This window comes from Mucilaginibacter sp. MD40 (assembly GCF_002288635.1).
In the GTDB taxonomy this organism is placed as follows: domain Bacteria; phylum Bacteroidota; class Bacteroidia; order Sphingobacteriales; family Sphingobacteriaceae; genus Mucilaginibacter.
In genome coordinates this window covers 1,519,229-1,538,958 of record NZ_NRSW01000001.1, presented here as the reverse complement: position 1 = coordinate 1,538,958, position 19,730 = coordinate 1,519,229, and the positions used below count along the sequence as shown (strand labels likewise).

The 19,730-nt window shown below is 45.7% G+C and carries 20 protein-coding genes; 10 read left to right on the top strand and 10 right to left on the bottom strand.

Annotated features, from left to right (window positions below; translation table 11 throughout):
* The first annotated feature begins 28 nt into the window (after positions 1-28).
* Complete coding sequence (locus CKK33_RS06840) at positions 29-658, top strand: RDD family protein (protein ID WP_143822915.1); 630 nt, start codon at positions 29-31, stop codon at positions 656-658.
* A 96-nt stretch (positions 659-754) separates the two neighbouring features.
* On the opposite strand, the gene CKK33_RS06835 is transcribed toward CKK33_RS06840, so the two are convergent.
* The 4 genes from CKK33_RS06835 to CKK33_RS06820 form a co-directional block, all read right to left on the bottom strand.
* Positions 755-1,819, bottom strand: a complete 1,065-nt coding sequence (locus tag CKK33_RS06835) for a hypothetical protein (RefSeq protein ID WP_095703394.1) — start codon at positions 1,817-1,819, stop codon at positions 755-757.
* Between the two features lie 79 nt (positions 1,820-1,898).
* On the bottom strand, positions 1,899-2,789 hold the full coding sequence (locus CKK33_RS06830; protein WP_095703393.1) for a class I SAM-dependent methyltransferase: 891 nt from the start codon (positions 2,787-2,789) through the stop codon (positions 1,899-1,901).
* 229 nt (positions 2,790-3,018) lie between these two features.
* A complete protein-coding gene (locus CKK33_RS06825) occupies positions 3,019-3,771 on the bottom strand; it encodes an ABC transporter ATP-binding protein (RefSeq protein ID WP_095703392.1) in 753 nt (250 codons plus the stop codon).
* Positions 3,768-4,499, bottom strand: coding sequence for an ABC transporter permease (locus CKK33_RS06820; protein WP_095703391.1), 732 nt, complete (start codon positions 4,497-4,499; stop codon positions 3,768-3,770). The genes CKK33_RS06825 and CKK33_RS06820 overlap by 4 nt, the downstream gene beginning before the upstream one ends.
* A 92-nt stretch (positions 4,500-4,591) precedes the next feature.
* On the opposite strand from CKK33_RS06820, the gene CKK33_RS06815 reads away from it, so the two are divergent.
* From CKK33_RS06815 to CKK33_RS06785, 7 genes are all read left to right on the top strand, one after another.
* Positions 4,592-5,296, top strand: a complete 705-nt coding sequence (locus CKK33_RS06815) for an SDR family oxidoreductase (RefSeq protein ID WP_095703390.1) — start codon at positions 4,592-4,594, stop codon at positions 5,294-5,296.
* A 74-nt stretch (positions 5,297-5,370) separates the two neighbouring features.
* Positions 5,371-5,985, top strand: a complete 615-nt coding sequence (locus CKK33_RS06810) for a PspC domain-containing protein (RefSeq protein ID WP_095703389.1) — start codon at positions 5,371-5,373, stop codon at positions 5,983-5,985.
* A 3-nt stretch (positions 5,986-5,988) separates the two neighbouring features.
* Positions 5,989-6,999: a LiaI-LiaF-like domain-containing protein gene (locus tag CKK33_RS06805; RefSeq protein ID WP_095703388.1), complete on the top strand. Its 1,011-nt coding sequence runs from the start codon at positions 5,989-5,991 to the stop codon at positions 6,997-6,999.
* A 374-nt stretch (positions 7,000-7,373) separates the two neighbouring features.
* On the top strand, positions 7,374-8,036 hold the full coding sequence (locus CKK33_RS06800; protein WP_233138159.1) for an RDD family protein: 663 nt from the start codon (positions 7,374-7,376) through the stop codon (positions 8,034-8,036).
* A gap of 144 nt (positions 8,037-8,180) precedes the next feature.
* Entirely contained in the window at positions 8,181-8,375 is a 195-nt protein-coding gene (locus tag CKK33_RS06795; RefSeq protein WP_095703386.1) for a hypothetical protein, read from the top strand.
* 175 nt (positions 8,376-8,550) lie between these two features.
* The gene (locus CKK33_RS06790; protein WP_095703385.1) at positions 8,551-9,465 is read left to right on the top strand and encodes a LytTR family DNA-binding domain-containing protein; all 915 of its coding nucleotides are present in this window, start codon (positions 8,551-8,553) and stop codon (positions 9,463-9,465) included.
* Positions 9,466-9,611: 146 nt separating this feature from the next.
* Positions 9,612-10,766, top strand: a complete 1,155-nt coding sequence (locus tag CKK33_RS06785; protein WP_095703384.1) for an acyltransferase family protein — start codon at positions 9,612-9,614, stop codon at positions 10,764-10,766.
* A gap of 438 nt (positions 10,767-11,204) precedes the next feature.
* On the opposite strand, the gene lepB is transcribed toward CKK33_RS06785, so the two are convergent.
* The 5 genes from lepB to CKK33_RS06760 are packed head-to-tail and all read right to left on the bottom strand — an operon-like array spanning position 11,205 to position 15,564.
* The gene (gene lepB / locus CKK33_RS06780; protein ID WP_095703383.1) at positions 11,205-12,335 is read right to left on the bottom strand and encodes a signal peptidase I; all 1,131 of its coding nucleotides are present in this window, start codon (positions 12,333-12,335) and stop codon (positions 11,205-11,207) included.
* A gap of 27 nt (positions 12,336-12,362) precedes the next feature.
* Positions 12,363-13,112 (bottom strand): 4-hydroxy-tetrahydrodipicolinate reductase, encoded by a 750-nt coding sequence (gene dapB, locus CKK33_RS06775; protein ID WP_095703382.1) that lies wholly within the window; start codon positions 13,110-13,112, stop codon positions 12,363-12,365.
* A gap of 15 nt (positions 13,113-13,127) precedes the next feature.
* Complete coding sequence (locus CKK33_RS06770) at positions 13,128-13,823, bottom strand: DUF5683 domain-containing protein (RefSeq protein ID WP_095703381.1); 696 nt, start codon at positions 13,821-13,823, stop codon at positions 13,128-13,130.
* A gap of 8 nt (positions 13,824-13,831) precedes the next feature.
* Positions 13,832-14,752 carry a ParB/RepB/Spo0J family partition protein gene (locus CKK33_RS06765; protein ID WP_095703380.1) on the bottom strand — a complete coding sequence of 307 codons (921 nt, stop codon included), beginning with the start codon at positions 14,750-14,752 and terminating at the stop codon, positions 13,832-13,834.
* 8 nt (positions 14,753-14,760) lie between these two features.
* Positions 14,761-15,564 (bottom strand): ParA family protein, encoded by an 804-nt coding sequence (locus CKK33_RS06760; protein ID WP_095703379.1) that lies wholly within the window; start codon positions 15,562-15,564, stop codon positions 14,761-14,763.
* Positions 15,565-15,845: 281 nt separating this feature from the next.
* Between CKK33_RS06760 and CKK33_RS06755 the strand changes: the two genes are divergently transcribed.
* Positions 15,846-16,367, top strand: coding sequence for an NADPH-dependent FMN reductase (locus CKK33_RS06755; RefSeq protein WP_095703378.1), 522 nt, complete (start codon positions 15,846-15,848; stop codon positions 16,365-16,367).
* Positions 16,368-16,369: 2 nt separating this feature from the next.
* Here the strand turns inward: CKK33_RS06755 and CKK33_RS06750 are convergent, their stop codons facing one another.
* A complete protein-coding gene (locus CKK33_RS06750) occupies positions 16,370-18,310 on the bottom strand; it encodes a gliding motility-associated C-terminal domain-containing protein (protein ID WP_095703377.1) in 1,941 nt (646 codons plus the stop codon).
* A gap of 109 nt (positions 18,311-18,419) precedes the next feature.
* On the opposite strand from CKK33_RS06750, the gene CKK33_RS06745 reads away from it, so the two are divergent.
* Positions 18,420-19,727, top strand: coding sequence for a sorbosone dehydrogenase family protein (locus CKK33_RS06745; RefSeq protein WP_095703376.1), 1,308 nt, complete (start codon positions 18,420-18,422; stop codon positions 19,725-19,727).
* Positions 19,728-19,730 lie beyond the last annotated feature (3 nt).

The following is a 19,730-nucleotide window of genomic DNA, read 5'->3' as shown; positions in this document are numbered from 1 at the left end:
TTACCGGCAGCGGCTTTATACAAACAACATGGAAGAGCAGTACTATATATCTTATAACGAACAGGAACAAGGCCCCTACTCGTTGCAGCAGATCATGCAAATGAACCCCGATGTGGATACCATGATACTGGCACCAAACGCCGCCGACTGGCAGCGCGCTTCGGACCTGCCCGAGCTGTTCCAGTATTTTGAAAGCCGCGGTTTTTATTTCCCTACTGAAGATAACCTGGCCTCATTCTGGATAAGGCTGCTGGCATATTTGATCGACGCGATCATTATATCGCTCATGATATCGGCACTGCTGCCGGGGCTTATTATGCAAACCCTGGAGGCAACCAAAAGCGACGCCATCACTACAGAAGCCTTACTGATACGCCTTAAGTTTAACGTGGTGGTTTTTATCTTCTCAACGGTTTACAACACCTTGTGGGAAGCGTCATCCATGCGGGGTAGTTTAGGCAAGATACTTTGCCGCCTGGCAGTAAGCGACGAGGACGGCCGCAAGCTTACCATAGGGAGAGCGCTACTGCGCAACCTGGGTAAATTTGTTTCGGGGCTGGTATTATGGGTAGGTTACCTTGCCGTACTGTGGGACAGCCGCAACCAGGCCTGGCATGATAAATGGGCCAAAACCTACGTATTGGTCAAAAACAGGTAACGGGCTTAAAAAATAATATTCCATAAAAAAGTGGTGAGCTATTCGGTCGCGTTACAGCAACTGAATTACTCACCACTTTATTTTTTTAGCCGGATCTTATTGATATTGAATATACAGCGGGTAAGGGCTGTAGCGCGATAATACCTCCTGCGGGGTAAGCATGTGGTGCGGCGCTTTCTTAATATCGTTTTTGTAGAACAATTTAAAGCCCGTAAACTGTACCGGCTCCTGGTTAATAAAGTAGCGGTAAGTACCGGTTTTCAGGTCGGGTTCGCCCCAGCCATCCATATCCATTACTACCTGCACTTCGGGGCGCAGCTTAATGTTTTTATAGTTGGTCACCATTTTACGGGTAAAGCGGTGTACAATTAATATTTTAGGTGGCAGGCCGTTCTTCTTTACCAAATCAGCCAGGTAGCCCGATACATAGTTTACATCGGCCGCGTCATAAGTACCTATCTTTTTACCGGGCTTGGTGCCGTCCTTCATAGAAAACTCAGGATCCATACCAAAATGTACTTGCGGCATTTTCAGGTATTTTTCCAATAAAGGCAATTCGGCATGGATGGTACTTAACGCCACCTGCACATCCAGGAACACCAGTGCATGGGCTCTTTTAGCCAGTACCAGCACGCTGTCAATCTGTTTAAACGGCATGCGGTAACGGTATTTGCCATCTTTACCACCATCTCCCTGGGCCACTACCGCGATATAGTGAAGTGCCGGCATTACCGGAGTTTTAGGATCGGCTTTTTCCCAGGCTTTCACTTCAGTTTTTAACTTAGCCAGCATTTGGTTTGGCGGCAATTCGCCCAGTATACCCATTTTTTTAGAGTACAGGTTACCGTAAAATGCTACTACGCGGTAAAAAGGCAGTATAGCACCACCCAATGGATACGGCGCACCTTTTACAGGCCAGCGGCCGGTGGTATCGTTATGCGCGTTAAACTTAAGAAGCGAATCGTATTTGGCCTTGTCAACCGGCGGATAGCTCGATTTAACAACGCTCAGGGTATCCGGCGAGTCACCGGCTGCTTTTGCTTTTTTGGAAGTATCGGAAGTTTTACCGCCTTTTGCTCCCCCGCTATTGCCGCAGCTGCTTAAAATGATTAATGACAGGGCGAGTACAAGGCCCGAAAATAGAACGTTTTTGAATTTCATAAAGGTAATTGCGAACGTGCGTTCGATTAGTGTTTAGTATTGTTTGAGTTTACCAATGTAAAGATAAAAATAGCGGCGTTTAACAACCCCTGTTTTTAAAAAATTTTCCAAAAACTCCTAAAGGTAGCTTAGGGCCCTCTGTAGCCTGCAAATACAGTTCGCCTATTTCAAGGTTCTGCACCTTAGGGAAGGCGTTTTTAATGAGGTTCTCAATGATCACCGATGAAAACCCGAGCGAGTAAGTATTGAGGATGAGGAAATGCTCCTCCGGGTCGAGCAATTTGATCACATCATAGATCATCTCGTTGATGTTATCCTCCAGCTTCCATTTCTCGCCGTTGGGGCCGTTACCATAAGCGGGCGGGTCAAGGATGATGCCGTTATAGGTTTTGCCGCGTTTTACCTCGCGCTTAACAAATTTCAGGGCGTCTTCCACCATCCAGCGGATATCCTTAATGCCCGATAGTTCCTGGTTTTCGTTGGCCCAGGTAACCACCTGCTTTATAGAGTCCACGTGCGTGGTATCGGCACCCGCGGCCCGCGCTATCAGCGACGCGCCGCCTGTGTAAGCAAACAGGTTAAGCACCTTAGGGTTAGGCGTGGTGAATTTTTTAATGTTACCGGATATGTAATCCCAGTTTACGGCCTGCTCGGGGAAAATACCTAAGTGTTTAAAAGAGGTTAAACCCAGGCGGAATTTAATGGCTACATCGTCGTTTTGATATTCGATGTGCCAGCGGTCGGGTATCTGGGGCGATTTCTTTACCCAGTCGCCAGCGGTAGCTGAACGGCCCTTAAACCTGATGTGGTGCAGCCGCTGCCATTCGCTTTGGTTAAGCGCTTTGCTCCAAACCGCCTGCGGCTCGGGGCGAATCAGTATCAGGTTCCCAAAACGTTCCAGCTTTTCAAAATCGCCGCAGTCTATCAGCTCGTAATCTTTCCAGTGCGTTGGGGTGAGGAGGTTGATCATTCTTAGTGATTAGAGGTTAGTTAATTAGAGATTAGGCCTAACCGTTTATTATTTAGTGATCAGAGATTTGTTAATCAGTGATCAGTATTAACATTCAATAAAAATGCAAATATAGTTAGTTGTGGGAGATTAGGGGTTAGTTAATTATAGAATGGGCCAAAATCAGTTAAGAACCCCTCTCTTCGCAAAAGAAAACTAATCTCCAATCACTAATTAACCAATCTCTAACTTACAACTTCTCCTTTGCGGCCTGCATAAATTTGCTGGCGAATACAAAGTCGTTGAGTTCCTGGTTATCGGTATGGGCTATTTCCTTGTTGGAACCTTCCCACCATTTCTGGCCCTGGTGCAGGAAAATAATATGGTCGCCTATGCCCATCACCGAGTTCATATCATGTGTTACTACTACGGTGGTCATATTATATTCAACGGTAAGCTCGGCTATCAGTTCATCTATCAGGATGGATGTTTTAGGGTCGAGGCCTGAGTTGGGCTCATCTACAAACAAGAACTTAGGCTCCATTGAAATGGCCCGGGCAATACCAACACGTTTTTTCATACCGCCTGATAGCTCAGACGGGTAAAGTTTATTACGGCCTTTAAGGTTAACACGTTCCAGGCAAAAGTTTGCGCGGTCGCGTTTTTCCTGTATAGTTTGGTTGGTAAACAGGTTTAGCGGGAACATAATGTTCTCCTCAACCGTCATGCTGTCAAACAAAGCCGAATTCTGGAAAAGCATCCCGATCTGGGTACGTATGGGAACGCGCTGCTCAAAATCCATCTCGGTAAAGTTCTCACCTTCAAAAAATACCTGGCCTTTGGTGGGTTCATGCAAACCCACAATACATTTAAGCATAGTGGTTTTACCGGAGCCCGAGCCGCCGATGATCAGGTTATTCTTCCCGGTTTTAAATGTAGCGGTTATACCTTTCAATACCTCGTTCTCGCCAAAGGTTTTGTAAATGTCCTTAACTTCAATCATAGCATTAAACGGGTAATAACGAGGTCGGCAAATAAGATCATTACGCAGCTGTATACCACACCGCGGGTGGCAGACTGGCCAACTTCAAGCGCGCCGCCCGAAGTGTAAAAACCCTGGTATGAGCATATAGAAGCGATAAGGAAACCAAACACTACCGCTTTTACCAGCGCCACACGTATGGTAAGCCCGTCGAAACCGTCAACCACACCGGCAACGTAATCGGCTGGGGTAATTTCACTTCCGGCGAGGCAGGCAATATAACCGCCGGTAATACCCAGGCAGATAGACATGATCACCAATACCGGCACCATACTTACGCCCGCGATAATCTTGGGCGATATTAAATAACCGGGAGCGTTTACCCCCATAATTTCCAGGGCGTCTATCTGTTCGGTCACGCGCATGGTACCTATCTGCGAAGCGAAGTTTGAACCTACCCTGCCCGCCAGTACCAATGAGGATATGGTGGGGCTAAACTCCAGGATATTGGAGTCGCGGGATATTTTACCGGCAATACTCAGCGGCACCAGCGGGCTGGCCAGTTGAAAGGCTACCTGTATGGTGGTAGCCGCGCCAATAAATACAGAGATAATGGCGATAATACCTAATGAACCTATCCCTACCGATACCATTTCGCGCATCACTTCGGCCCAGTACACCTTAAATTTTTCCGGCCGTTTAAAGCTTAAGCGCAGCAGCAGGATATATTTTCCGAAACTTGTGAACATAGATAGTGTAAAATTCTGCTAAAAATACATTTTTTAATTTAAGCTTTACAGCTTATGGTAATTGCTTTACCTTAATCGCTAAATATTATTGTATGAAAAACGCACTTATTACCGGTGCTACCAAAGGCATAGGCCGGGCCGTTTCCATTGCATTTGCTAAACAAGGAATAAACCTCTCAATTTGTTCTCGCAACCAGCAAGAATTATCAGATTTTACCACTGAGTTACAACAACTGAACCCACAGATAAAGGTTTACGGCACCGTTGCCGACTGCAGCAAGCCCGATGAACTGAAAAATTTTGCCGTTTTCACCGAGAAAAATATGGGTTTCGTCGACATTATAGTAAATAATGTGGGTATGTACAGGCATGTTTCCATACTTAATGACAGCGACGACAGCTTCGAAAAACAGATAGCTACCAACCTGATGCCTGCCTATGAACTATACCGTTTCTTCGGTAAACGGATGGTTTCCGTCGGTAAAGGGCATATTTTCAATATATGTTCTGTAGCAGGTATTAACCCCATAGCAGAGGCCGGTATGTACAGTGTAACCAAATACGCTTTGCTGGGTCTTAATAAGGTAATGAGGCTCGAAATGCAGCAGCACGGTGTAAAAGTCACCGCTATCATCCCGGGTTCAACATTAACAGATTCGTGGAAAGGCATAACGGTTAACCCCGATAACATGGTACTCCCCGAAGATGTGGCATCAGTAATAACCAACATACTCAGTATGAGCGCCGGTGCCAATGTTGACGAAGTGATGATTAAACCTGCACCGGGCCAGCTGTAAAAATATATATTCCCTGTAATAAGTCTCCCCTAATGGGGGAGATTTAGAGGGGGCTCACTTAACAACTAAATAAAATGGAAAAGAAACTTTATCGCGACGAACAACACAAAGCCATTGGTGGGGTTTGCGCAGGCCTGGCAGAGTACTTTAATGTAGATGTATCTATTATAAGACTGGTATTTGTTTTGGCCCTGGTATTAAAAGGTGTAGGTGTTGTGCCCTATATTATCTTATGGATCGTTTTACCTAAAAAACCGTTCGGCTACCGCGATCCATTTAAACCTGGTGTAAACCCTATGACCGGTTATGATAACCGCTACCACCAGCCCTATGGCGATATAAAGGTTGATTATACTGTACCACCGGTAAACCAGCCCGGCCAGCCTTTTATGTACCCTACCCCTAAACGCTCAAACGCGGGCGCTATCTTCGGTGTGGTGCTGATAGCCTTAGGCTCCATTTTCCTGATCGATAACCTCAATTGGTTCCCTGATATTGATTTTGAAAGAGTTTGGCCGGTTATACTGGTATTATTGGGTATCACCATTATCTTTAGCGGTAAAAAGAAACCCTGGACACAGCCCGACGCTTATCAGCAGGATAAAAAGGAAGCGGACTTTACCGCCCCCACACAGCCTGAGAGCACTGAAGATAACCACAATAATGATAACAACACCTCAACACTATAAGCCATGAGAAGCGATAAACTGGTACCGGGCCTTATCCTGGTAGGCATAGGAGTAATATTCCTGTTAGATAATTATAATGTAATTGATTTTCATTGGGGTAACCTGTGGCACCTGTGGCCCATATTCCTCATCATGATAGGTGTAAACCTGGTATTTGCCAATAACAAAACGCCCTGGGCCAGCGCCCTTAAAATAGGTGTGGTAGTATTAGGTTTCGGGCTGCTCATCTTCGGCCACTTTGAAAACAACTGGTTCTCGCCTTTTAACCGCCACTGGCGCTTTAACGACCGTGGCTGGCACCGTAACGACAACTTTGATAATGATGATAACGATAATGACGACGACGATGATAACGGCAGCGACAGTACCACCATTAGAAAAGTGCAGGGCAGCAGCAATTATACCGAAGCCTTTAAACCCGGCACTGCCGAAGCACGCCTGGAAATAAACGGAGGCGGTACCGAGTATATACTTAAAGATACCACCGCGCAGTTGTTTGAAGCCAGCACTAAAGAGTTTTTAAACCGCTTTTTATATACCAACCACATGGAAGGCAATACCCCGGTGCTTGAGCTGCGTATGAAAGATAAAAAAGGCCACATCCAATGGGATAGCGATAACACCAACTCTGCCACCATTAAACTTAACACTAAACCTGTGTGGAACATTAATGTAAAGGCAGGCGCTACCAAGGTTGATTTTGACCTATCAGCCTTTAGGGTACGCAACCTTACCGTAAACGGCGGCGCAGGCTCTTTTGAAGTAAAAATGGGTATGCCGGTTAGCGCTACCCGTGTAGAGGTATCAACCGGCGTATCTGAGGTAGATATTAAAGTACCTAATGCCGCGGCAGTACAGATCACTACCAGCACCGGCCTGTCATCAGACAGTTTCCCCGGCTTTACCGATAAAGGCAACAGCCGTTATGAAACCCCCGGTTTTGAAAACGCCCCTAACAAAATGTACATTGTTATGAAAGGCGGCCTGTCAGACTTTAAAGTTAGCCGTTACTAATTACAGTTTTTTACAGAAGCGTCCCCGCCAATTTGGTGGGGACGCTTTTGTTTATAGCCGACTCACCCGGTCTGCGCTACGCTGGACCACCCTCTCTGCTGCAGGCAGCAAAGAGGGTAATGAAGAGGATAATAAAGTTTTTTCATCCTCTTTTCGTGCAGCGAAGAGAGGATCGACAAGCGAATGCAACGTCGGGATGATTCAACCGGCGAAAGAATAAAATTAATAATTCCACCCCTCTTTGCTGCAGGCAACAAAGAGGTAATAAAGCGAAAGTTTCTCACCCTCTTTTCGCACAGCGAAGAGAGGGTCGGCGAGCGAATGCGATGTCGGGGTGGGTCAACGACAAAGCTTTTTTACGTAATTTTGATACCATGCAAACCGGCACCACTTCTGACCCATCTGAAAGCGATAAATACATCCTGGTGATTGACGGCAAGCCGCAGGGCCCTTTTACCATTGCCGAGTTGCGCCGGCATCAGATAAAACCTACCGACTTTGTTAAGACCAGCGGCATGGTTGATTATAAGGAGGCGCATGAGCTGCCTGCGCTGAGAGCGTTGTTCGGCTTTGCGCGAAGGCCGCTGCCGCTGCAATATTTTGGCAGTTTTGACCAGCGCGCCATTGCAGCCGCTATTGACTGGCTGCTGGTTTTCGGGATTTTTGTTTTCGCGGCCTTCGCGGTGATGCTGCTGCTCTATTTGATCATTCCCGGCGATGAACACCGTGATCTCCGCCTGGCTATTACCATTGGCATAGTAGCCCTAACCCCCATCGCTAAATTTATATACAGCGTAAAAGCCGAAAGCGGCCCCAAACAGGGCACCCTTGGTAAACAGTTGATGCGCATAAAAGTATGCGATATGTACGGCGACCCGCTTACCACCAACCGCTCCCTCACCCGCAACGCGGCCAAACTGGCTTCAGTGGCTATCCTGTTTACCGGCTACCTGCTATGTTTCTTTAACAAAAAACAACAATGCCTGCATGACATGATGGCCGACACCCTGATGGTTAAAGACCGGTTAGATAATTGATTTTAGATTGACGATTTTAGATTTTAGATTTACTATACTGTATAAGATTTTTCAGGCGTGCCCTGTAGTGGAAAAAACAATTTACTAAAAATATTAGCAAATTGTTTTAGGGTGTTTTATATTTGCATAATAAATGTAACGCCCATGACCACTACCGAGCAACTAAGCAACGAGCGCCTGCAACTCCTGTGCGAAGCATTGGAACTGCTGGAAGACATGAAAATAAAAATGGCCCTTTTTGAGCGCCAGTATTACAGCAAGCTCAAAGCCAAAGCCGGTAAGGTGGTAGGAGTTGACCAATGCGATCACTCATTATCGTCGGATGTGGTATCGAAATAACCAGCATCAGCTTATTGCTTTATTTCATTCTGATAAAATGAGCATTACGCTCAGAGCACTCCAAAATCAATGGTGTAACCATTTTTCAGATGAACAATTAAAGTACTTTAATGCATTATATTTGTTGCATTAATACCTGTATGTTTAAATTTCCCGATCCTCCTAAGCGCTATTTATGCAACTTGTGTCTTTAAAGCAACACCTGCGTAAAGAGGTAGCTTATCCATGCAGGTATCACCATGATCGTTTGCTTAAAACCGTAAGCGTACAATTTTTACTGATATTTATCTTTCTGCTCCTGTTTAGGCCATTCGGTGTGTATGAGCCTGAGCATAAATTTAATTACCTGTTCATCTGCGGCCTGCATGCGCTATCGCCCGCGCTGATCGTATATGTTTATTTTGCCGGCTTAGGCCATGTGAGGTCGAGAGCCGTAAAGTCAGCTTTGTGGAGTTCGGGGCAGGAATATATGCACCTGGCGGTTATTTTTCTGATTACCGGTATCATGAGCTTTTTTTTGAGGAGCATCATTTACAATAACGCGGATAACTGGTCATGGCGGTACTTGTGGGAAGAAATACGGAACTGCTACCTTGCCGGCGTACTCTTATATTTTTTGCTGCTGTTTGCCGGCTCGCATTTCCGCTCGTCCAGGTCAATCAAAGCGAATGATACGGATATACCTGCTATCATTCCCTTGCCGTCGGGTACAGATACCACCACAACCAGGCTGCATATTAAAACCCAGGTACAGCAAGACGACTTTTACATGGATCCGGCGCAGCTGCTGTTCGCCAGGGCCGACGGTAATTATATTGAACTCACAATGCTATCCGGCGAACAGGTACATACAGAACTGAAAAGGATATCACTTAAACAGTTTGAAGCGCAATTAACCCCATATCCCTTTTTATTCAGATGCCACCGGGCATACCTCGTGAACCTGCACCAGATCAGAAAGGTATCAGGCAACGCTCAGGGGTATACTGTTTTGCTGCACATGACAGCGCAAAGCGTACCTGTATCAAGAACGCAATTACCGTTATTTAATCATCAATACGAGCAACTGGCAGGTATTGCCCTTGCTTAGGTTGTTACTCGTCACAATAGCTTGCTATTGGTCACAATGGGCTTTTTTTGCACGTATTGCTGCCGTAGGTTTGCCATCTCTTCCACACATCAAGGTGCTATAACAGGCCTGGATGCCGCGGAAATAAGATCGCTTAAACTTATACCATGACTGCACTTCATCCATCCCCTACAGTTTCCAGGAACGCTACTGAAAAGCTTTATTATATTGACCATATCAGGGTAATACTCACTATTCTCGTGATACTGCACCATGCCTGTGTAATGTATGGCGCTTCGGGCGGATGGTATTATAAAGAGCCTACTGCTATCGCAGGGGCATTAATACCGCTCACGGTATTCGTCAGCACCAATCAATCTTTTTTCATGGGCTTTTTCTTTTTGTTGGCAGCTTTTTTCAGCTACTCTTCCTACCAGCGAAAAGGCACTAAAAAGTTCCTGACCGACCGCTTGCTGCGGTTGGGGCTACCATTGCTTTTTTATTCGTTCATTTTCTCGCCTTTTGTATCTTTCCTTATACACAGGTTTGTACGCGGGCATCATGTCAGCTACCTAAAATACCTGAGTTTGTATGACGACTGGATAGATTTTGGTGTACTATGGTTTGTAGCTGCATTGCTGATATTTACCCTCGTTTATATAGCTTACCAAAAGCTTTTTGCTAAACAGATAAGCAGCCAAACAGCCATCCCCGGCCCATGGGCCATTATACTTGTGGCATTAGGTACGGGATTGATCAGCTTTTTAGTTCGCATCCTGTTCCCGGTGGGCTGGGTGCTTAAGCCTTTGGGCTTTCAACCGGGGCATTTTACCCAGTATATCATGCTGTTTATTATTGGCTTGCTGGCAGCAAAAAACAACTGGCTGGCGCAGCTCTCCTACCGCACAGGAAAACGTATGCGCGGCACCGCATTAATATTATTGTTGTTCTTCCCTGTATTTTATGTTATTAGGGTAAAGTTTGGGTTTCCGATCACCTGGTATTCCGGCGGGTTCAATGGCCTGTCTTTGCTCTATTCTTTATGGGAACAATGCATTGGGTTTTGCATTATCACCGCGTTTTTAGGTATTGGCAAGCAGCGTTGGAACAAAACATCAGTCACATCCGTATTTCTATCCCGGCGGGCATTTGCTGTTTACATTTTACACCCACTGGCCCTGGTTGCCCTGGCTATCATATTCCGCTCCTGGAATGTTGATCCGGCCATAAAATTATTGGTAGTAGCCCCGGCAGCCGTCTTTTTGAGTTACCTGATAGCGACAATTGTTTTATGGATACCACTGGTAAAACGAATTGTTTAGGCAATAACAAATATGCGAAAAAGTTATTGTTGGCTATTTGTTCCGCAGCGGAACAACATATAGCTTTTTGGTACTATAAAGCTGGTTTATGCTGTTCCAAAAGCGTTCCACCCGGAACGCTTTTGGGTAAATCAACAACGCCTGATAACCGGGCACTTACAATTTTTAATTAAAGTAAGGTGGCGCAATCATGTCAGTCGCAAGTAATTGATTATTAAATTGTTCCGCTTGTCTTATATTACTATATTACTTATACGGAACGGAATTTTATATAATTTTAAGTAAGCCTTTTTATAAGTGTTATACTCCGGTATTTACGCTCGTTTGTAACCACTAATGGATGGGCTACAGGCTATACACGGCGAGGCAGTTTCTTAACTAAATAAAAAGGGTTGCCCTATGTGCGGACAACCCTTTTTATTTAACGCTTAAGCTTGCTTAATGGATACCCATAAACAGGCGGCTCCAGCGTATCTTATGGAAGAATGATGCGTTATCGTCCCAGCTCATCCACACGAAAAGGGCTTTGCCCACAATATGGTCTTCGGGTACAAAACCCCAATAGCGCGAGTCTAATGAGTCGTGGCGGTTATCGCCCATCATCCAGTAATAGTTCATTTTAAAGGTATAGGTGGTGGCTTCCTTATCGTTGATAAACACCTTACCGTTCTCAATACGCAGCTTGTTACCCTCGTATACCTCAATGGCGCGGCCATAAACCGGCAGGGTAAGGCTATCAAGCTTTACTGTCCAGCCCTTTTTCGGGATGATGATAGGGCCGTAGTTGTCAACATTCCAGTCAAAGTCCTTATTGGACGGGTTCAGTTTATATTTAGGGTAAGCGGCGGGAAATACCGGGTTAAACGGATCCGCTTTACCGGGCTGTTTAATATTAGGCGTAATAGATTTTACGTTTGAATATCCCTTTAAAGCGGCAGCGGCGGCCTTGGTCATGGTAGGTACCGGGTTTGAAGGATCGTAGATAGATACCTGCAGGTCTGCCAGTACATCGGGGTTCAGGTCTACTCCCGTAGTAGTAACCGTGTAATCGGTTTGTTCACCCGGAGGGTTTGGCGCGGCCTTGCCATTCACATATACCTGCGCGTTAATGATGCGCAGGGTATCGCCCGGGGCGCCCTGGCAGCGTTTAATGTAGTTCTCCCGTTTATCAACCGGCCTATAGTACGGCGAATCGGCCTCCATAGGGTAATTAAATACCACTACGTCGCCTTTTATTACCTCACTTAAACCTGGCAGGCGGTAGTAAGGTAGTTTTATGCCATCCCAGTAGGCTTTGGTACCAATAATGGGCATGGTATGGTGCGCAAACGGGAAAGCAATGGGGGTCATGGGCGTACGTGCCCCATAGTTCACCTTACTTACAAAAAGGAAATCGCCAACGAGCAGCGAGCGCTCCATTGAGGGGGTGGGTATGGTATAGGCCTCTATAAAAAGCGTACGGATCAATGTAGCGGCCACCACCGCGAAAATGATGGCTTCGGTCCACTCCCTGCGGGTACTTTTCTTTTTGGTTTTATCCTTATTTCTTTTCCAGAATCTCCAGTTCATGTATATATAGGTTGTGCGGTAAAGCTTCTATTTATTAAAATCAAACATTTCTTCAATAGCGTGGAAACCCTTTTTGTCTTTTATCCACTCGGCGGCCAGCACTGCGCCAAGGGCAAAACCGTTGCGGTTATGGGCGGTATGCTTAAACTCCAGGGTATCTACTTCAGAATCGTATATAACAGTGTGGGTACCGGGAACGTTCTCTATCCGTAAGGACTCGATCAGTACTTCTCCCGGGGCAACGGTTTCGTTATCGGGCTGGCTGTCGCTTACTAAAACGTTTTTCCACTGGCTTTTGGCATCCAGGCTATCAATAATGCCCTCGGCTATGGTAATGGCTGTACCACTTGGCGAATCAAGCTTTTGCGTATGGTGTATCTCCTCTACCTGTACCTCGTAGTACGGGTAATTGTTCATGATACGGGCCAGCAACCTGTTCACATGAAAAAATATGTTTACGCCCACACTAAAATTGGTTCCATATATCATGGACGCGTTGTGCTCAACGCATTGTTCCTTTATCTGCCCCATCTCGTTGTGCCAGCCTGTGGTGCCTACTACAATAGGGACACCTGCTTCAAAACAAAGCTCGATATTGCTTAACACGGTTGATGGGGTGCTGAACTCAATAGCTACATCGGCCTGCTGCAGGTTATCAGCAGTAAGCTCATGCAGGTTATCCCTATCAATCTTCAGGACAATATCGTGCTTGCGGTCAAGGGCGATCTGTTCGATCATTTTACCCATTTTGCCGTAGCCTAAAAGTGCTATTTTCATCGGTTTACGGTATGTTTAAAGGGCAAATGTAACTTTTATCCCCGGAATATAAGAACCCACACCCGACGAAGCGAAAACCGGCTGATTAATCAACGCCGGCATCATTTTAAATGACAGGTTATCATCAACCGTATAAGACTGAATAAACTTAGCCTCAATATAAGCCTCAATGGTTTGCACACCCCATACCAGTAACACGCTCAATATACTGATCTGGAAGTTACGCTGGTAATTGCTTGAAGCTTCCTGCGTTTGAGTAGCGTTGGCATTGATATATAAGTTATATTCCTTCTGATATTTAATGTAGTCGCTGTAATATAACTGTCCGGGCTCGGGTATGCCGCCTGTATTTTTAATGCGGGTAAGCGCCAGGAACATCTTATATTTTTTCTGGTTATCCACTATGGAATAACCCAAAGCGCCAAGGCCAGCGTATATGGCAGGCACTTTCCACCAAGCCCCTTTTTTGTTATAAAGCTGCCCCCAGCCGGGAATAATGAGCGAGCGTTTTACAGCTAAACTGGGGCTATGCGTACTATCCGGATGGTAAGTGGGCTGCTTTTTTATTTTAGGTATAAATACCTTTGGTGCTTCGGCCGCTTTCTTTACCGTATCGGCATTAACTTTTGCTGCTACGGTATCGGGTGTTTGTGCCATGGCCAGGGTTACCCATCCCAGGAAAAATACAGCAGCTAAGAGTTTTTTAATCATGATGTTGGTTACCAATCCAGCATTTCCAGTATACGGCCCAGATCGTCTTCGGATAAGAACGGAATTTCGATACTTCCATTGCCCTGCGCGTTAACTTTCAGGCGCACTTTGGTACTAAACTTCGATGCCAGGTCATCTTCAATCTTTTTCAGCTGATAAGGTAGCTCTTCGGGCTGTTTGCCTTCCTTTTTAACAGGTGCCTTTTGTATCTCGCGCACCAGTTCTTCCGCCTTGCGTACAGACAGATCATTCTTTATGATCTGCTGGTGGATATATAGTTGCGCGGCAGGGTCTTCAACCGCTAAAAGGGCCTTAGCATGCCCCATGCTGATCTCGTTATCACGCAAGGATGCCTGTATACTTGGCGGCAGCTTTAACAACCGCAGGTAGTTGGTTACGGTAGACCGGTTTTTACTTACCCTGTCGCCCAATTCTTCCTGCTTCAGGCTACACTCATCTATCATCCGCTGAAAGCTGAGGGCAACCTCAATTGCATTCAGGTTTTCGCGCTGGATGTTCTCTATCAACGCCATTTCCAGCATTTGCTGGTCGTTAGCGGTGCGCACATAAGCGGGTATCTGGGTTAAACCTGCCAGTTTAGATGCACGCAACCTGCGCTCGCCTGATATGAGCTGGTAAGCATGCGCGCTCACTTTACGTACGGTGATGGGCTGTATCAGGCCCTGTAATTTTATAGACGCTGATAAGTCGGCCAGGGCTTGTTCATCAAACTCGGTACGGGGCTGAAAAGGGTTAACCTCTATCTCGCTGATCCTGATTTCGCTGATAGAGCCCAGGCTATCTACCTCAGATACCGGGCGCGGAACGCTCGGCCTGTTATCATTATTTTTATTAGGAAGTACGCTCGGGGTATCGTTCAATAAGGCGCTTAAGCCTTTACCCAAAGCGTTTCTTTTTTCTGTACTCATAAATTAAATTAAGCGGTTACGGTGTTAGCCATTTCCTCGTCCTTAACCAAACCGTTCTTGCGGATAATTTCGCGGGCCAGGTTAAGATAGTTTACAGCACCCTTACAGTTGGCATCATGCATTATTACGGATACACCAAAGCTTGGTGCCTCACTTAGGCGGGTATTGCGCTGTATAATGGTATCAAACACCATATCTTCAAAGTGCGTACGCACCTCATCAACCACCTGGTTTGACAGGCGAAGCCTTACATCATACATGGTAAGCAGTATACCTTCTATAGCCAGTTGGGTATTCAGCCGCGACTGTACAATCTTGATTGTATTTAACAGCTTACCCAAGCCTTCTAACGCGAAGTACTCGCACTGTACCGGTATGATCACCGAATCCGCAGCCGTAAGGGCATTAATAGTGATGAGGCCCAATGATGGCGAGCAGTCGATAATGATAAAATCATACTCGTCGCGTACACTATCCAACACCGCCTTCATTTTATACTCCCGGCTTTCCAGATTGATCATTTCTATCTCGGCCCCAACCAGGTCAATATGCGCGGGTAAAAGGTCAAGGTTCGGCGTATCTGTCTTCTGTATAGCATCATGCGGGTTAATATCATTGATGATGCACTCGTATATACTGTTCTTAATATTGCGTGGATCAAAACCAATACCCGATGTGGAGTTAGCTTGTGGGTCGGCATCAACAAGCAGGGTCTTAAATTCCAATACGGCTAAACTCGCTGCAAGGTTAATTGACGATGTAGTTTTCCCCACGCCACCTTTCTGATTGGCTAAAGCAATAATTTTACTCATTCTATATCTCCCAAAAAATTGTAACTGCGGTTTATTATCAACGAAAAACAGAAACAGAAATTTCTATGTTTGTACTGTTTTTTTATCCGCCGCTAAAGATACGGATTTAAACAATTGAGAAATTAACAGTTTTGCCAACTTACAAACATTTAGTGAGGTTGAGAGATTAAAGATTAAGAACAGAGATTAGGACTTCATCTAATTGATTTACAAGACTTAAGCCTCTTTTAATACTCACACAAACTAATCTCCAATCACAAACCTCTATTCTCTAACATATCATGGTCACCATCATAGCATCAACCAACCGCCCCGGAAGTTCCACACTTAAACTGGCCCAATATTACCAGCGGCAGTTGGCCGCAAAGGGACTTGAAACTAACTTATTTTCGTTAATGGACCTCCCGGCCAACCTGATACAAACCGACTTATACGGTAAACGAAGCGAGGCGTTTACCACCATACAGCAAATGGTTACCGCTACAGAGAAGTTCCTTTTTGTAATACCTGAATATAATGGCAGTTTCCCTGGCGTACTGAAAGTTTTTATCGATGCCTGTAGTTTCCCCGAAAGCTTTTACGATAAAAAGGCGGCGCTGGTTGGGCTTTCATCCGGCAAATATGGTAACATCCGCGGAATTGACCATTTTACGGGCGTTTGCCACTACCTTAACCTGCACGTGATGCCCTTGAAAATACATATTGCCGGTATACGCGGCGAAATGAATGCCGAAGGCGACCTGATAAAAGAGGACACTATTAAGTACACCAACGAACAAATGGACAAGTTTATCAGGTTATGAAATTAACGTACGATAAGCACCCATCCCTTTAACTGAGATGTGCCGTTTTTAAGATCAATCACATAATAATAAGTTCCTGCCGGCAGGTCGGCACCATTACGCCTGCCATCCCATGGCTTACCATAGCCACGGCTAAAGAATATCCGCTGCCCGTTACGGTCATATACCGATAATTCACTTTCCGGATAGGTGATCAATGCCTCTATATTCCAAAGATCATTTATACCATCATTGTTGGGCGAGAAGCTATTGGGTACAACTATCTTTTTGTACACCCGCACAAATACCTGGCTGGTAGCCAAATCGCAATTATTGGCGGAGTTTACGGTAAGTGTATAGGTAACATCATCCGTGGGGCTTGCCAATGGTGTAAGGCTATACGGGTCATCTAACGAAGAAGCCGGGCTCCAGCTATAGTTACCAACGCTGCCGCCGGCAGCACCATTGAGCCTTACCGATTGCCCTTCGAAAATAACTTTATTGCTGCCGGCGCCAGCCTCGGGCAGGGGTTTTACAACAATATCCACACCCGCGTTACCCGTACAACCCTGCGCGTTTGTAACGGTAACGGTGTAATGTGTGTTTATTAAAGGCGTGGCTACTGGATTGGCAATATCCGGATCAGAGAGGCCTGCAGCCGGCACCCATTTGTAGCTGATTGCCGTAGCAGAGGTAGCCGTGAGTTGTGTGCTTCTCCCCTTGCAAACTTCACTGACAGCAGCACTGGCGGTTACTACCGGCCGGGCATTAATGATTACCGTAACCGGCAATGTAGTGGAACACCCTGCCGCCGATATCACTTTTACATGATACAAACCAGCGTTGGCCATATCTGTATTTGGTATAACCAATGGGTTTTGAGTGGTTGGTGGTAAGTTGGGACCGGTCCATTCATAAGTAGTACCACCGCTGGCAGATAAAGTTATTACATCTCCCTGGCAAACAGTTTGCGGCTGTAACGCTGCAGGGCTGGGCACAGCATTTATATTAATGGTGACAGCGTTTGAATACACCCTGCAATTTTGTGTTGACAGATTTCCGGCTTTAGCGACACCTAACCTGTACTGGTAAACACCTACAGCTGAACCTGCCGGGAATTTCCTGGTAAGAGTAGGCGTTGATTCGTTGATATCTACCCAACCTGCGCCATTAATATTCTGTTGCCACACAAAATCATAGCCGGCTGGTGGCACTGCCTTGATGGTATAGCTTCCATCTACATCGGCACACTGGTTTTTGGGTGCGCCTGATGCGTCTGTTGAAAAGTTGATCTGTACAACGTCAGGGATGCATGGCCTGAAGGCGATATCATCCATTACGAAATCATTACCCTTACCGCCCGGTGCATTATTGATCATTTTTACGATTACGGCATTTACTCCCACCGGGGTGGTAAAAAATACGCCATATTTCTGCCATCCGGCAGGGTCACTGGTTTCAGGAATTTCTGTTGGAGGCGATTGCTTGATGATATCACCGGCAAGGGTAGTAATTACAAAGGTTATTTTAGGCTTTATATAATCGATTAAATCCGGCCTTACCACATTGAGTATATAGGCCGAGAATTCGTAGGTGGTATTTTCACACAATACGCCAACATTAGTACCATCAGCCGTGGTTGCTTTTGAAAAAAACTCCTTGTTAGCAATATTATCGGCATTTACTACCATCATATAACCATCATTACCGGTATGGTCTTTCAGTATGCTATTCCAGGTATTACCGTAACACCCGGTTACTGATTTCGCGATACCATACTCTCCATCCTGCGGACAAACAGCCGTAACATATTTATAATCGGTAGTAGGAAATTTAGGGTTATTGCCCGATCCGAAATCAAAGATAAAAACCGGGTCGCCCAGGCTGCCTGTACATACCTGCGCGTATGCTTTATAGCTAAACGCTACAACCAAAAAAACTAACAGCCTAAGTTTAAATTGCATGGAGATGCTCAAATATAAAACAATTGAGTACTTTTTTAATATTTGAAGCAGGTTGATAACCAAACAATAGCCTAACGTTGAGGTTAGTTATTAATTAAAACCGTCTTAAGTGAAACTATCTTCCACCATTATAACTATAGCTATTCTTGCCTTTGGCTGCCAGCAGAAAAAGCCCGATCCGGCTAAAGCCGATACTGTAAAAACCCGGGAACAGCAGGTAAAGTTACCTGCACCCTATGCTACCGAGGCCGTTAAAAATTATTGCAAGGTAATTGGCTGGCCGGCTGGCAAAATGCCTGTAGCGCCGACTGGTTTTAAAGTAAACCTGCTGGCAGATACGTTGAAAAACCCGCGTAATATATATGTAGCTACCAACGGCGACATCTTTGTTGCCGAAGCTAATACCGAGGCACGAGGGGTTAAAAAGTTGGGCGCTAAAATACTGGGCATATCCAAATCGCAGAACCTGGGGAAAAGCGCCAACCGCATTACCTTACTACGTGATACCAATGGCGACGGCAAGGTTGACCACCGCAGTGTGTTCTTGGAAAACCTTAACCAGCCATACGGAATGCTGATAATAGGCAATCACTTTTATGTAGCCAACACAGATGGCTTGTGGAGATACGACTACCAGCCCGGGCAGGTTAAAATTACTTCGCCGGGAAAGATGATACTGTCCTTACCCGCTGGTGGTTACAACAACCATTGGACCAGAAATATTATTGCCAATGCTGACGGCAGCAAAATTTTCATAGCCGTAGGGTCAGGTACAAACGTTGCTGAGCATGGCCTGGAAGTTGAGAAAAGGCGTGCCAACATATTAGAGATCAATACCGATGGCAGCGGTGAACGTATTTATGCATCAGGCCTGCGCAACCCTGCCGGAATAGACCTGCAGCCGGGAACAGGAGCCCTTTATACTGTAGTGAATGAACGGGATAATCTGGGCGATGAACTGGTACCAGATTACTTTACCAACGTGAAGCCGGGCGGCTTTTACGGATGGCCCTGGGCCTATTTCGGGCAGCATGAAGATCCCAGACTAAAGGTTAAGCGCCCGGATATGGTAAAAAAAACCATCATCCCCGATATTTCACTTGGAACGCATACGGCTTCGCTGGGTTTAAAATTTTATAACGGCAACAAATTCCCTTCCCGCTACAAAAACGGCGCTTTTATAGGGCAGCATGGTTCCTGGAACCGTTCGGTATTGTCGGGTTATAAAGTAGTATTTGTACCCTTTACCAATGGTAAGATAAGCGGCCAGCCTGAAGATTTTTTAACCGGTTTTGTAGCTAACCTGGATAAAAAGGAGGTTTATGGCAGGCCAGTGGGCATAGCTGTTACCAAGGATGGCGCATTACTGATTGCTGATGATACCAGCAACCGCATCTGGCGTGTTAGCTCAATTTAATAG

What these genes read in the sequence shown, in the direction of transcription:
- CKK33_RS06825 (WP_095703392.1), bottom strand. Translation starts at nt 3,771, where the DNA reads ATGATTGAAGTTAAGGACATTTACAAAACCTTTGGCGAGAACGAGGTA.
- CKK33_RS06760 (WP_095703379.1), bottom strand. Translation starts at nt 15,564, where the DNA reads ATGAGTAAAATTATTGCTTTAGCCAATCAGAAAGGTGGCGTGGGGAAA.
- CKK33_RS06810 (WP_095703389.1), top strand. Translation starts at nt 5,371, where the DNA reads ATGGAAAAGAAACTTTATCGCGACGAACAACACAAAGCCATTGGTGGG.
- dapB (WP_095703382.1), bottom strand. Translation starts at nt 13,112, where the DNA reads ATGAAAATAGCACTTTTAGGCTACGGCAAAATGGGTAAAATGATCGAA.
- CKK33_RS06795 (WP_095703386.1), top strand. Translation starts at nt 8,181, where the DNA reads ATGACCACTACCGAGCAACTAAGCAACGAGCGCCTGCAACTCCTGTGC.
- CKK33_RS06820 (WP_095703391.1), bottom strand. Translation starts at nt 4,499, where the DNA reads ATGTTCACAAGTTTCGGAAAATATATCCTGCTGCTGCGCTTAAGCTTT.
- CKK33_RS06765 (WP_095703380.1), bottom strand. Translation starts at nt 14,752, where the DNA reads ATGAGTACAGAAAAAAGAAACGCTTTGGGTAAAGGCTTAAGCGCCTTA.
- CKK33_RS06770 (WP_095703381.1), bottom strand. Translation starts at nt 13,823, where the DNA reads ATGATTAAAAAACTCTTAGCTGCTGTATTTTTCCTGGGATGGGTAACC.
- CKK33_RS06755 (WP_095703378.1), top strand. Translation starts at nt 15,846, where the DNA reads ATGGTCACCATCATAGCATCAACCAACCGCCCCGGAAGTTCCACACTT.
- CKK33_RS06835 (WP_095703394.1), bottom strand. Translation starts at nt 1,819, where the DNA reads ATGAAATTCAAAAACGTTCTATTTTCGGGCCTTGTACTCGCCCTGTCA.
- CKK33_RS06815 (WP_095703390.1), top strand. Translation starts at nt 4,592, where the DNA reads ATGAAAAACGCACTTATTACCGGTGCTACCAAAGGCATAGGCCGGGCC.
- CKK33_RS06840 (WP_143822915.1), top strand. Translation starts at nt 29, where the DNA reads ATGGAAGAGCAGTACTATATATCTTATAACGAACAGGAACAAGGCCCC.
- lepB (WP_095703383.1), bottom strand. Translation starts at nt 12,335, where the DNA reads ATGAACTGGAGATTCTGGAAAAGAAATAAGGATAAAACCAAAAAGAAA.
- CKK33_RS06750 (WP_095703377.1), bottom strand. Translation starts at nt 18,310, where the DNA reads ATGCAATTTAAACTTAGGCTGTTAGTTTTTTTGGTTGTAGCGTTTAGC.
- CKK33_RS06830 (WP_095703393.1), bottom strand. Translation starts at nt 2,789, where the DNA reads ATGATCAACCTCCTCACCCCAACGCACTGGAAAGATTACGAGCTGATA.
- CKK33_RS06800 (WP_233138159.1), top strand. Translation starts at nt 7,374, where the DNA reads ATGCAAACCGGCACCACTTCTGACCCATCTGAAAGCGATAAATACATC.
- CKK33_RS06805 (WP_095703388.1), top strand. Translation starts at nt 5,989, where the DNA reads ATGAGAAGCGATAAACTGGTACCGGGCCTTATCCTGGTAGGCATAGGA.
- CKK33_RS06790 (WP_095703385.1), top strand. Translation starts at nt 8,551, where the DNA reads ATGCAACTTGTGTCTTTAAAGCAACACCTGCGTAAAGAGGTAGCTTAT.
- CKK33_RS06785 (WP_095703384.1), top strand. Translation starts at nt 9,612, where the DNA reads ATGACTGCACTTCATCCATCCCCTACAGTTTCCAGGAACGCTACTGAA.